This is a genomic window from Halotalea alkalilenta DSM 17697, from assembly GCF_000621205.1.
In the GTDB taxonomy this organism is placed as follows: Bacteria; Pseudomonadota; Gammaproteobacteria; order Pseudomonadales; family Halomonadaceae; genus Halotalea; species Halotalea alkalilenta.
On the sequence record NZ_KK211231.1, the window covers coordinates 180033 to 192365 of the forward strand.

Consider the following 12333-nt stretch of genomic DNA (forward strand, 5'->3'; position numbering starts at 1 on the left):
TTGCCGAGTGGATGCGCGACCTTGGCGCGGACGGCGCCGCTCGGGACGAACGGTGTATCCGTCCGTTCGTGGTGAGCCGGGCCTCCGCCGACTTGAGCAATCTTGCAAGACATCAAGGAGGCCCGTGTCGAACCACGGCCTCATCGCCGCCGCTCGGGATGGCCGGGTCATGGGACGGTGAAAGCTGCTAACGATCCGTCGTGAAGGTCTCGAACCATCTCATCGATACAGGCATCCGTCGTACAACGCCGACTGCTCGAGGCGATCTCGAGTCGTATGCCAAGCCGCGCCAGCACTGCGCAGAGGAGGAGATCGCGCTTGCAGCGCTCGCTGAGCAGCGCCAGCATGCCAGGCGTTGTGCCGGGCACGAGTACGAGCATGCTCATCCTGCCTGGGCCGATGAGCAGATCGTGGCAGCTCGCTGCGGTGTTCTCGGCCAGCAGGCGGAAGATCCTGCGGGACAGTGCCCGGAGGGGCTGCCATCGCGCATCCGCCCGAGCTTCCAACCTCACCGCCAGCAGCCCGATCGGCCGCTCCCGCCAGTGCGGATCGGCCTTGATCCGCGCCAGTGCTCCGCTCGCTTCGAAGACCCGGGGCAGTGATATCTCCGCGAGCAACGCGTCGCGCTGCAAGCGGGTTCGCTGCGCCTTGGCGTGATAGCGCAGCCGGGCGACCAGCTCGAAGGGATCGGGCAGCTTGATCAGGTAGTCATCGGCACCGGCTTTGAAGGCTGCCCGCCGGACGGCGACGCCGTCCTCGGCCGATAGCATCACGATCGGTGTATGCGCCAGGCGCTCGTCGCTTGCGTAGGCGGTGACCAGCTCGATGCCATCGATGCCCGGCAGTTGGAGATCCTGCAGAATCACGTCGGGCGCCCAGGCCTGCGCCACCTCTAAGGCCCGCTCGCCATCGAGGCAGTGTCGCAGCTCGAAGCCGCCGCCTTCGCCCAGCCAGTGTCCGAGCGCTTCGCCGACGATCGGCTGGTCGTCGACCAGCAGCACGCGGTAGGGACATTCACGCTGATCCCGCTCGCTCAATGGCCGTGCTCCGTATCCAGGCCATCGAGCAACGAGCATACCGACTCGATCTCCTCGATGAGCCGCTGCAAGTCACGCCGCGATCGGTCGTCATCGCCCGCCGACAAGGCGCCCTCGAGCTCGCTGCAGCGCTCGATCAGCACTCCCAGGCCGAGGAACTGCGGACCACCGCCACGCAGTCGATGCAGGGCCCTGCGCACCCGCTGGCAATCACCCTGCGACAATGCCGTCTCGAGGCTTGCGAGATCGCGCCGGAGGTTGTCGCGAAGCGATGAAAAAAGTTCAGCGCGCCGCGCGGCGTTGCTCAGCCCGAAACGCGCCAAGGCGGCGGCGTCGATCGAGACCTGCGACCGGCTCGGCGCCTGCGCCTGCCTCCCGGCGAGCAGCGCGCGCAGCTGCCCAGCGGGCACAGGCTCCGGTAGCCAGTGATCGATCCCGTGACCGAGGGGTCCGTCGGCCCGACGGCCGGGTTCGAACAAGGCGATCAGCATGCACCGCTCGTTTCGGTGACGCTCGCGGCCGCGCAATATCCAGGCGAGCATCGCGACCTCGCGCCGATCGAAGGCGGCACCGACGATCAGCGCCTGCCACGACAGCGAGGATTCACGGGCAAGCCCGGTAATCCCTTCACGCTCATCCACCTCGTAGCCCCAACCCGACAGCAGCTCACCCAACAGCCGGCGAGGAAGCGAGCGAGGCTCGAGCACGCAGATGCGGCCTCGCGCTTTCGCAGTGGGTACATGCATGCGAACTCCTTGATATCCGAATACCGCGCGCGCAGCTCAACCCCGGCGAATCATGTCCTCGATTTCCATCACGCTGGAGACGCCAAGCTTCTGGAAGATATTTACCTTGTAGGTGCTCACGGTCTTCTCACTGAGAAACAGCTGGCCGGCAATCTCCTTATTGCGCATTCCCTTGCGCAGCATCGACAGCACCACCTGCTCACGGGCGGAAAGCTGCGACAGGTTCTCGAGCCCGATACAGCCCTGATCGAGCTTGGGAAAGACTTTGACGCCGGAAACGATCTCGAGCACGGCCTCGCGGATCACATCCAGCGTGCTGTTCTTGCTGAGGAATCCACGCGCGCCGAGCTGCTCCACCCAAGGGGCGTAGATATTCTCCTCGAGGCATGAAATCACCAGCACTTTCAGCTCCTCGATGCGCGAGCGTTCGAGCCGGCGGAGGAACTCCAGCCCGCTGAACTGCTCCATGTCGAGGTCGAGGATGACGAAAGAGATCCTGTTCTCCTGGCAGAGCTGCAGCGCCTGGCGGCCATCATGGGCCTCGATCACCCGGTCGAAGCCGATGTCCTGCAGCACGCCGCGCATCGCCAATAGCACCACAGGGTGATCATCGACCACCATCGCCGTCCGTTTAGTTGAGTTCATGCGTTCCCCCTCCTCCCCCCGGGCCTGCAGCGCTCCCGTCATCGTTGCTTCGATGTTTCAGAGCCACCAGTTCGCGCAGCCGCGCGGCGATGGAGCCGAGCGGGCGAATCTCGTCCGCCGCATCCAGCTCGACCGCCGCCTTGGGCATGCCATAGACCACACTGGTGACTTGGTCCTGGGCAATGGTCGTGAAGCCACGCTGGCGCAGCGCCAGCATGCCGCGGGCGCCATCGTAGCCCATCCCGGTCAGCAGCACGCCGGCGGCATCGCCACGCCAGTGCCGCGCCACACTGTGAAACAAAACGTCTATCGATGGCCGGTACAGATCCTGTTCGGCGACCTTGCGGTAGCGCAGCCGCAGCTCCTCGTCCATCGACAGGTGCTGGTGCGACTGCGCGAGCAGGACCACGCCGGGGCGCAGTGACTCGCCCTCGCGGGCGAGCCGCAGCGGCATCGCCGACGCCTTGGCCAGCCACTGGGCCAAATACCGGGATTGCGACGCTTGGTAATGCAGCGCCAGCACCACTGCGGCGGGAAAATCCGCCGGCAGCTCCGCCAACAGCCGCGCCATCGCCACCGGCCCGCCAGCGGAGCCGCCGAGCAGCACCAGCGGAGGCGATGCAGCCGCTTCGCTTGGCCTGCGGGAAACTCGGCTCGGCTTGTGGGAGACATGGATGTGGCGAAGGCGGCGCAGCAGGTCTTCGGCGCACTGGCGCATGTCCGGCTGCACCGGTACATGCAGCGCGCTCACCGCGCCCTTGGCGATGGCCTTGCACAGCTTCGCCTCGGCGAAGACGCCGAAGCTGACCGCCACCACCCGGCAGCCGCTGCGCTCGATCAGCTGGTCGAGTTCGTCTTCGCTGACGCCACACACATCGGCGACCAGCAGTTCGGGAGGGAGGCGCTGGCAACGAGCGAGGGCACAGGAGACGCGACGCTCTCGCCAATCGATCACCACCTGCTGCGTCGGTGCGAGCGCCTGATCGACGAAGGAGCGGAAGTCGTCACAGCCACCGACCAGACCGATATGCACTTCACTGCCCTCCCAACAGCATGGCCACCGCCTCGAGCAGCGTATCGTCATGGAACGCAGGCTTGGCCAGGTAGTAGTCCGCTCCCGCCTCGAGCCCGCGCAGCCGGTCGGCCTCCTCGTTCTTGTACGAGACCACCATGATCGGCAGGCTCGCCAGACGCTCGCAGGCTCGCACCCGCCCCATCAGTTCGATGCCATCCATCCTCGGCATATCGAGATCGGTGATCAGCAGGTCGAAGCGGCCCTTTTCCAGCGCTTGCCAGCCGACCAGCCCATCCTCGGCGACCGATACGCCATACCCCCGGCTGATCAGCAGCTTGCGCAGCAGTTCGCGCACGGTCAGCGAGTCATCGACCACCAGCACCCGCTTGCTCGCAGGCCGCTCGTCGCCGGCGTCGACATCCAGTGCGAACGGGCTGGCAGCATCCGACTGGCCGAGCTGGCGCACCAGCTCGGCCTGCATTTCATCGGCGTCGAGGATCAGCACCAGGCCGCCATCGTCACGCTGGGCACCGGCGACCACGCAGTGCACCTTGCCCAGCCGCGGATCGAGCGGCATCGCCACCAGGGTACGCTCCCCCAGGATGCGCTCGACCAGCACGCCGAACACGCCCTTGCCGTTGCGCATCACGATCACGATGCACTCCTCGCTCAGCGCAGGCTCGGGGAGCTGTAGCACGCGATGGATCGAGGCCAGCGGAACCAGCTCATCGTCGAGCCAGAAATGCGCGCGGCCCTCGAGCTGGATCATCGCCCGCAGGTCCAGCGTCCTGACACAGTCGATCTGCATCAACGGCAAGGCGTAGCTCTCGCCGAGAATCTCCAGCAGCAGGCTCTTGGTCAGCGACAGGCTCAGCGGCAGCCGAAGGATGAACCGGCAGCCCTGGCCGCAGCGCTGGCGCAGCTCCAGCCTGCCGCGAATGCGCTCTACCCCCTGGCGCACCACATCGAGCCCGACACCGCGTCCGGACACATCATTGACCGCATCGCGCAGGCTGAATCCCGGAGTGAACAGGTACTCGACCAGCGCGGCCTCATCGAGCCCGGCGAGGGCGCCGCCGTCGGCCAGCCCCAGTGCCTCGACCCGCTCGCGCAGCCGCTCGAGGTCGAGACCGGCGCCATCGTCCTCGACCTCGACCAGCAGCTGGCCGGCGTGGTGCCTGACCCTGACCTGCAGCCTGCCGATCTCAGGCTTGCCGCATTCGAGCCGCCGTGATGGCGCCTCGATGCCGTGGTCGAGCGCGTTACGCAACAGCTGCACCATCGGCGCCTCGAGCCGCTCCAGCACGTTGCGATCGACCAGGGTGCTCTCGCCCTCCACGATGAGCTCGACCCGCTTGCCGAGCTGGCGCGCCAGGTCACGCACCATCCTCGCCATCGGCCGGGTCAGGTCCGCCACCGGGCGCATCCGTGCCACGAGAGTGGCTTCATAGAGCGAGTGCACCTGCTGCTGCGTCCCCCACACCAGCTCGTCGAGCTCGCCAAGCATCGCTTCGCGCTGCTGGTTCTGGGAGATCAATTGCTCGAACAGGCGCATCAGGGCCTTGCGATCGTTACCGCCAAGACGCTCGCCGAGCGCCTCGATCCGCGGCACCAGCCGATCACGGCGAAGCTCCACTCGCCGCGCCCTTTGGACCAATGACGCCAAGCGCTGGGTCTCGACCAGCGCCTGACTGGCCTGCTCCTGCATATCGTCGAGACGATCGACGGCGATGCGGATGTAGCGCTCCAGCTCGGCGATGCTCTCAGCCGAGGCGGGCGGCGCCTCGGCCAGCGGAGCGGGCTCGGCGGCCGGAGCAGCCGACACGCGCTGCGCCAAGGCGTGGTTGCCGAGCTGGGCGCACACCCGTGCGAGCTCCTCACCATCGACCTCCGCGCCCGGCACGGCGAGGCGCTTCATCAGGTCCAGCGCCCTGAGCAGCAGGTCGATACGACCTGCACCGAGCGGTACCGCCTGCCCTTGCGCGGCGACCAGGACCTCTTCGATCGCATGCGCGAGCTCGACGCAGGGCGTGTAGCCGACGATGCGCGCGGCCCCTTTCAATGCATGGGCGCAGCGCATGCACTCGGCGAGCTGGCTGTCATCGGCTCGGTGCTCATAGGCGATCAACCCGTCGCTGATCGCCTGCAGTTGCACCTGCGCCTCGAGTTGGAACAGCTCCATCAGCGTCTCGTCGTGCGACTGCTCTCCATTCATCGCAGCCGCTCCAGCAGCTCGGCCAGCAGGCGCTGGTGGTCGAGCAGAAAGACGTCGAGATCACGCCAGCGCCGGACGCTGCGCACGTAGCGGGTCATACCGCCGCCGACCGCGCCGAGCATGCCGTCGACCCCCTCGGTGAGATCGAAAATCCCCGCGACTTCGTCGACCATCATCACCAGCGGCCCGCCGTCGGCCGCGACGATCAGCGCCCGCTGGCACGAGCCGCCCCCGGATGGCGCCGAGCGGCTGGGGTGGACGTTGAACAACAGCGCCAATGAGAAGCAGGGCACCAGCTTGCCGCGCAGGTTGCTCACCCCGAGCAGGCAAGGGGAGCGTCGCCCCGGCAACGTGTGTATCCGCACACTCGCTGCGATCTCGAGCAGACAGCCGATATCCAAGGCGAAGCAAGCGCCTTCGACGTCGAACAGCAGCCATCCGCCCTGGCCGGCGCTGGTCGGCGCCGAGGCGCCGACCATGGATGAGAAAGTGGCATAGCGCTGGAAAGGCATGGCTATCCCTGCGTTGAGGATTTCAGCTGCAACCGATAACGCAGCCGCGATGCCTGGGCATCGTCGCCTCGTGCCTCGCTCAGCGCCGCGAGCTGCATCAGCGCCTCTACGTGATCGGGGCACAGGTAGAGCGCCTTGCGGTAGTCATCCACCGCCCGGGATGCATCGCCGCACGCGTCGTGGATCAGCCCCTGCCAATAGTAGATCGAGGCATCGGGCCCGAGCCTGGACTGCAGCTGGCGACACAGCGTCAGCGCCTCATCGAAGCAGCGCGCATTGGCCAGGCGCTCCACCCTGGCCAGTTCATGCTCGAGGCTGGGCGCCTTGGGCTGCACGCAACGCTTGGCCAGCGGCGCGCTGGCGTGTCGTTCGCTCGCCCGGCGCACCGCGGACTGCGGTCTTTCACGCCGGACGCCCGACGCGGAGCGAGACGGCTCGGCGGACTGCGTGGAGGCTGCGAAAAACGCCGAGGATTGGGGCAGCGGCGCGGCTCGAAAGCCGCTGCGCAGCAGCAGGCAAGCCTCCGCAGGGGCCACGAACACCAGCCCGCCAGGGGCGCTCAGCTCGGTGAGCACCGCCAGCGCGCGGCTGCGCGCCTGGGCATCGAGATAAATCAGCAGGTTGCGGCAGAACACCACATCGTAGCTGCCGAGCACTTGCGAACAGGCAGGTTCGAGCAGGTTGCCCTGGAACAGGCGCACCTGCCGACGCACTCGCTCGGTGACCTGGGCGCCCTCCTCGGTGAAGAGGAAATGATGCTGGTGGGCCTTCACCGCGCTGTCGCGGAAGGCATGCGGGCCATAGCGCGCCTCTCTCGCCCGGCTCAGCGCCCGGTCGCTGACATCGACCGCATCGACCGAAAACTCGGCGGGCCCGAGCCCTGCGTCGAACAGGGTCATCACGATCGAGTAGGGCTCTTCTCCGCTTGCGCAGGGAAGGCTCAAAAGGCGCAAAGGCGCACCGCCGCGGCGTTCGAGCGCAACGCGACGCAGCGCCGAGAAGCTCTCCGCGTAGCGGTAGAACCAGGACTCGGAGACCACCACCGATTCGATCAACGCCTGGCACTCGGCATCGTCTTGCTCGAGCAGGGCCCAGTAGGCATCGATCGACGCCAACCCGTGCCAGCGCTGGCGCCGCTCGATGGCCATCGCCACCACCTTGGGCCCGACGGAGGCGATGTCCATGCCGATGCGGTGGCGAAAGAAGGCGTCGAATCTCGCATCCACCTCACTCATCGGGCCGCACCCTCTGCGATACCGGCGGCTATCGCGGCGGGCAGCAGGCAATGCGGCTCGAGCCAGTGGAGGAGCCCCGCTTCGGCGTCGATCACCCGCCCGGAGAGGGCGCCGGTGATCGCTACCGATGCAAGCTCGTGGCAGCACGAGGTATCGAGCCGGATCAAGCCGCTGACGCCCTCGAGCATCAGCGCGACCGGTACGTCCTGCGGTTCGACCACCACCAGCCGGGTATCGCGCCGAGGGTGAGATGCACGCCCCAGCAGGTGATCCGCGACATCGATCACCGGCACCAGTCGACCGCGATGGCTGAAGGTGCCGAGCAGCCACGGCGGCGCGCCGGGCAGACGGTCGAGCGGCGTATCCTGGGCGAGCACCTCGACCACCGCGCAGGCCTCCAGCAGGCACCGCTCGCGGTCGAGACTGAAACTGAGAAACAACTGCTCGGATCCGGCATCGCTCATTGCGCCCACCTCAGGAGCGGAAACTGGTGACTCCATCGCGCAGCCCCTGCGCGACCAAATTGAGTTCATCGATCGCCGCGCTGGTCTGGCGCAGCGACTCGACGGTCTGACGGGCGGTCTCGCCGAGCTGATCGAGCGAATTCTGGATCTGCGAGGTAGCCGCGGACTGAGTGCGTATCGCCTCATCCACGTCGCGCACCTTGGGCAGCAGCGCCTGGACGTGCTCGATGATGTCGGAGAGCCGCTCGCCGAGGCGATGAACGTTGCCGATGCCATCGGCGACCCGATCGGTGAACTGGTCCATCCCCATCACGCTCGCCGAGATCGCCGCCTGGATCTCCTTGACCATCTGTTCGATGTCGTAGGTCGAGGCAGCGGTCTGATCGGCCAGCCGGCGCACTTCGCTCGCGACCACCGAGAAGCCTCGCCCATACTCGCCGGCCTTCTCCGCCTCGATCGCCGCATTGAGCGAGAGCAGGTTGGTCTGGTCCGCGACCTTGATGATGGTGGTGACCACATGATTGATGCTGTCGGCCTTCTCGCCGAGGATCGCCAGCTTGCCGCTGATCATCTCCGAGGCGCTCATCACCGCGGTGACGGTGTCCTCCATGTGGACCAGGTCTTCGCGCCCTTTTCCAGCGAGAGAGGAGGTGGTTTCCGCCGCGGCGGAGACCTCGGCCATGGTGGCGACCAGCCCACGGGCGGTCTCGGCGATCCCGCGCGAGGCGGAGCCGATCTCGGCGGTGGTGGCCGCGGTCTCGGAGGCGGAGGACTGCTGCTGGCGCGCGGTCGCCGCGATCTCGGTCACGGAGGTGGTCACCTGGATGGAGGAGCGCTGGGCGTTCTTGATCAGGGTATCGAGCTCGTTGAGCAGATAGTTGGTGACCTCCTCCACCCGGCGGAACTCGTCATGGCTTCTGAGCGCGATGCGCTGGCTGAGATCGCCACCGGCGACCTGGTTGAGCCCCTCGCTGAGCCGGTTGATCGGTCCCATGATCCGGCGGTACAGCACCACCCCGAAGCACAGCGAGATCAGTGAAGCGAGCACCAGGGTGATCAGCGTCTTGGCCTTGGCCAGCCGGATATGGTCGAGCGCGACGTTGCTCGACTGGCTGGAACCCTGCTGGTTGAGCGTAACGATACGGTTGATCGTCTCGCGCCCTTGCTGCCAGTTGTTCAACAGCCGCTGAGAGACGCTGTCGGCCCCGTTCTCTGCGTCCACCAGCCGGGAGCGACCGACCAGCATCGCCTGAACGAGCTGGTCGAAGTCATGAAGATTGGCGTTGAACTGGTCGAGCAGGCCCTGGGCCTGAGGCACCGAGAGTTCGCGCAGCCGATCGAAGCCGAGGATGAGCCGGCCACGCGCCTCCCTGGCACGCTGCTCGATCTCCGCGCGCGGGCTGCCTGAATTGAGTCCGTCGATCAGCACGAACAGTTCGTCGCTCCAGATCGCGTTCAGCGCATTGGCGCTGAAGGAGGCGCTGTCGTACTGCTGCCGTTCAGCACCCTCGATCAGTACCAGGCTGCGATAGCTGAGTGCGCTCATCACCACCAGGGTGATGAAAACCAGCAGCGCGTTGACGACGATGATCCGACGTAGCGACCAATGTTTCATGACTCGATCCATGGTGAAGACATGTTGCGCGAGCAGGGCGTCGAGCGCCGGAAAACGACCCGCGAGCGGCCCTCTTTCCGCAGCCGTGCTTTCGTCGCAGGAAGGTTCGCCGACGAACGCGCCGCGTTAACACGCGGCGACGCGAACGAAAACTATTGTTTCAGGGACGAACATATAAAAACAGGCGTGGATGTTGGCAGGTCGCTTGGCAAAAAAAAATTCAGAAAATTCCTATTTTCTTTCACCAAACGCTCGTTCCACCGCGGACATCTATTCCTCGCTGGCGCGCTCGAGGGCTTCCTCGGCCTCGAGCCAGCCCTGCTCCGCGGCTTCGAGCGCGACCGCCAGCTCGCCGCGCCTGCGGGTCAGCTCCACCAGCTCCTGCTTGCGCTCGGGGAGATAGAGGGTTTCGTCGCCGAGCCGAGCCTCGAGCGCATCGATCTCGTCTTGCAGCTCGGTCATCCGCCGCTCGGCGGCATCGCGCGCGCGGGTCAGCGGTTTGAGGCGCTCGCGACGATCGGCGGCGGCGCGACGCAGTTCGCGCTTGTCGACGCGCGGCGCGGCTTCTTCTTCATCGCGCGGCGTCTTCGCACTGCCCTCGCCGAGCCGCTGGCGCAGCCAAGCATGGTAATCGTCGAGATCGCCGTCGAAGGGCGCCACCCGGCCATCGGCAACGCACCAGAACTGATCGACACTGGCGCGCAGCAGGTGGCGGTCGTGGGAGACGATCACCACGGCACCCTCGAACCCGGCCAGCGCTTCGGTGAGTGCCGCGCGCATCTCCAGATCGAGGTGGTTGGTCGGCTCGTCGAGCAGCAGCAGGTTGGGCCGCCGCCAAGCGATCAGCGCCAGTGCCAAGCGCGCTTTCTCGCCGCCGGAGAACTCACCGACGCGGGCGAAGGCAGCATCGCCGCGGAAGTCGAAACCGCCAAGGAAATCCCGGATCTCCTGGTCGGAGGCCGAAGGCGACAGGCGCAGCACGTGCTGGTGCGGGGTCGAGCTCATGTCGAGCGCATCGACCTGGTGCTGAGCGAAGTAGCCGAGCGCGAGATGCTCACCCTCGACCCGCTCGCCCTCCAGCAGGGCGAGCTGGCCGGTCAGCGCTTTGATCAGCGTCGACTTGCCTGCGCCGTTAGGACCGAGCAGGCCAATCCGGTCGCCAGGGGCGAGCGTGAGGCGCACGTTCTCGAGCAAGCCTTGGCCCGAGTAGCCGACCCTGGCCCGGTCGAGCGCGAGCAGCGGAAACGAGACCTTGTCGCTGCCGAGCAGGCGAAAGCTGAACGGCGACGCCGCCCGCAGCGGCGCAATCTCCTCCATCCGTTCGAGCATCTTCAACCGGCTTTGGGCCTGGCGCGCCTTGGAGGCCTTGGCGCGGAAGCGGCGCACGAAGTCCTCGAGCTCGGCGCGTCGCGCCTGCTGCTGGGCGCGTTCGGCTTCGCGGCTGGCCAGGCGCTCGGCGCGCAGTCGCTCGAAGGCGGAATAGTTGCCGCGATAGAGCTCCAGCCGGCGCTCGTCAAAGTGGATGATCCGGTCGCATACCGCGTCGAGGAAGTCCCGGTCGTGGGAGATCAGCAGCAGGGTGCCGGGATAGCGGACGAGCCACTGTTCGAGCCACAGCAGCGCGTCGAGATCCAAGTGGTTGGTCGGCTCGTCGAGCAGCAGCAGGTCCGATGGGGTGAACAGGGTGCGTGCGAGGTTGGCGCGCATCCTCCAGCCGCCGGAAAAGGCGCTGAGCGAATGACCGAGCGCCCCCTGGGAGAAGCCGAGCCCGACCAGCAGCTGTTCGGCACGGGCGCGGGCGCTGTAGCCGTCGTGCACTTCGAACTGGCCGAGCAGCTCGGCCTGGCGCAGGTCGTCACCGCTCGCGCGGGCGGCCTCGAGCAGGCGCTCGACCTCGCGCAGCGCCGCATCGCCGTCGAGCACGTAGTCGACCAGCGAGCGATCGAGCGCGTCGATCTCCTGCGCCATGTGGGCGATCCGGCTACCGCTGGTCAGCTCGACCTCGCCACGATCGGCGCTGAGCTCGCCGAGGATCAGCTTGAACAGGCTGGATTTGCCAGCGCCGTTGGCACCGACGATGCCCACCTTCTGGCCGTCGTGCAGGATCAGGTCGGCGTGCTCGATCAGCGGCTCACCGCCGCGTTGCAGCTCGAGCTGGCGGAATGCGATCATTTCTGCCCTCTTGGCATCTCGTTGTCAGCCACCTGGATCATCGCGGCGCACGCGAATTCAAGCGGAGCGGAAAAAATGGGGTTGGGAATTCTACACCCGCACAGCGGATGTTTTGAGCCTGTGCGAGCGCGTCTTAAGTGAGCGGACACCGGGAAAGCGAACGGGCCGGTTCGCTGTGGCGCTTCGCTGGCGCGCTGTATGCTCAGCCAGGCGTCGATGAGGCATGCCTGCGCCTGCAGGACGAAGCGGGGCTCGACGTCTGCGAGCTGCTCTGGCTGTGCTGGCTCGAACGCAGCGGACGCGCGCCCGGCGCACTGGAAGAGCTCGACCGGGTACGCGCCTGGCAGCGCCACTATACCTGGGCACTGCGCCGGCTGCGCCGCGAGTTGAAGCCAGAGTGCGCGAGGCTGCCCCACCTTGCCGCACTGCGCGAGACGATCAAGCGCGCGGAGCTCGAGGCCGAGCACGAGACGCTGCGCCGGCTTGCCGAACTCGCACAGCGCGACGAGGCCGCCTGCGACGCCGACTTCGAGCGCTGGCATGGGAATCTTTCCTCCTCCCACGCGGTCCTAGTGGCGCGGACACGACGTGCTGCTGCGCTTGTGCCACTCGAATGAGGCGACCACCTTCTGTTACATTGCTGGCCCTCGCAAGAATCCGTCATCCAGAGCGAACCA

At 66.7% G+C, this 12333-nt stretch carries 11 protein-coding genes; 1 reads left to right on the top strand and 10 read right to left on the bottom strand.

Annotated elements, in window-relative coordinates:
- Positions 1-167: 167 nt before the first annotated feature.
- The 10 genes from Q376_RS24110 to Q376_RS0117505 form a co-directional block, all read right to left on the bottom strand.
- Entirely contained in the window at positions 168-1037 is an 870-nt protein-coding gene (locus Q376_RS24110; RefSeq protein ID WP_027351399.1) for a response regulator, read from the bottom strand.
- On the bottom strand, positions 1034-1783 hold the full coding sequence (locus Q376_RS0117465) for an Hpt domain-containing protein (protein WP_027351400.1): 750 nt from the start codon (positions 1781-1783) through the stop codon (positions 1034-1036). The genes Q376_RS24110 and Q376_RS0117465 overlap by 4 nt, the downstream gene beginning before the upstream one ends.
- Positions 1784-1819: 36 nt before the next feature.
- Positions 1820-2428: a response regulator transcription factor gene (locus Q376_RS0117470; RefSeq protein WP_027351401.1), complete on the bottom strand. Its 609-nt coding sequence runs from the start codon at positions 2426-2428 to the stop codon at positions 1820-1822.
- Positions 2415-3461, bottom strand: a complete 1047-nt coding sequence (locus Q376_RS23290) for a chemotaxis protein CheB (RefSeq protein WP_052365479.1) — start codon at positions 3459-3461, stop codon at positions 2415-2417. Before Q376_RS23290 ends, Q376_RS0117470 begins: the two co-directional genes overlap by 14 nt.
- Before the next feature lies 1 nt (position 3462).
- A complete protein-coding gene (locus Q376_RS0117480) occupies positions 3463-5658 on the bottom strand; it encodes a hybrid sensor histidine kinase/response regulator (protein WP_027351402.1) in 2196 nt (731 codons plus the stop codon).
- Complete coding sequence (locus Q376_RS23295) at positions 5655-6170, bottom strand: chemotaxis protein CheW (protein WP_052365480.1); 516 nt, start codon at positions 6168-6170, stop codon at positions 5655-5657. Before Q376_RS23295 ends, Q376_RS0117480 begins: the two co-directional genes overlap by 4 nt.
- A gap of 2 nt (positions 6171-6172) precedes the next feature.
- Positions 6173-7405, bottom strand: a complete 1233-nt coding sequence (locus tag Q376_RS0117490; RefSeq protein WP_027351403.1) for a CheR family methyltransferase — start codon at positions 7403-7405, stop codon at positions 6173-6175.
- Positions 7402-7869, bottom strand: a complete 468-nt coding sequence (locus Q376_RS23300) for a chemotaxis protein CheW (protein WP_052365481.1) — start codon at positions 7867-7869, stop codon at positions 7402-7404. The genes Q376_RS0117490 and Q376_RS23300 overlap by 4 nt, the downstream gene beginning before the upstream one ends.
- Positions 7870-7879: 10 nt before the next feature.
- Positions 7880-9484, bottom strand: a complete 1605-nt coding sequence (locus Q376_RS0117500) for a methyl-accepting chemotaxis protein (RefSeq protein ID WP_027351404.1) — start codon at positions 9482-9484, stop codon at positions 7880-7882.
- A gap of 270 nt (positions 9485-9754) precedes the next feature.
- Positions 9755-11656, bottom strand: a complete 1902-nt coding sequence (locus tag Q376_RS0117505; RefSeq protein WP_027351405.1) for an ABC-F family ATP-binding cassette domain-containing protein — start codon at positions 11654-11656, stop codon at positions 9755-9757.
- A gap of 137 nt (positions 11657-11793) precedes the next feature.
- Between Q376_RS0117505 and Q376_RS24115 the strand changes: the two genes are divergently transcribed.
- Positions 11794-12273 (top strand): TIGR02444 family protein, encoded by a 480-nt coding sequence (locus Q376_RS24115; protein ID WP_052365482.1) that lies wholly within the window; start codon positions 11794-11796, stop codon positions 12271-12273.
- The last annotated feature ends 60 nt before the right edge of the window (positions 12274-12333 follow it).

Excerpts from the sequence above, each read along its gene's own strand:
- Q376_RS0117465 (WP_027351400.1), bottom strand. The coding sequence starts at position 1,783 with ATGCATGTACCCACTGCGAAAGCGCGAGGCCGCATCTGCGTGCTCGAG.
- Q376_RS0117470 (WP_027351401.1), bottom strand. The coding sequence starts at position 2,428 with ATGAACTCAACTAAACGGACGGCGATGGTGGTCGATGATCACCCTGTG.
- Q376_RS0117480 (WP_027351402.1), bottom strand. The coding sequence starts at position 5,658 with ATGAATGGAGAGCAGTCGCACGACGAGACGCTGATGGAGCTGTTCCAA.
- Q376_RS23295 (WP_052365480.1), bottom strand. The coding sequence starts at position 6,170 with ATGCCTTTCCAGCGCTATGCCACTTTCTCATCCATGGTCGGCGCCTCG.
- Q376_RS0117490 (WP_027351403.1), bottom strand. The coding sequence starts at position 7,405 with ATGAGTGAGGTGGATGCGAGATTCGACGCCTTCTTTCGCCACCGCATC.
- Q376_RS23300 (WP_052365481.1), bottom strand. The coding sequence starts at position 7,869 with ATGAGCGATGCCGGATCCGAGCAGTTGTTTCTCAGTTTCAGTCTCGAC.
- Q376_RS0117500 (WP_027351404.1), bottom strand. The coding sequence starts at position 9,484 with ATGAAACATTGGTCGCTACGTCGGATCATCGTCGTCAACGCGCTGCTG.
- Q376_RS0117505 (WP_027351405.1), bottom strand. The coding sequence starts at position 11,656 with ATGATCGCATTCCGCCAGCTCGAGCTGCAACGCGGCGGTGAGCCGCTG.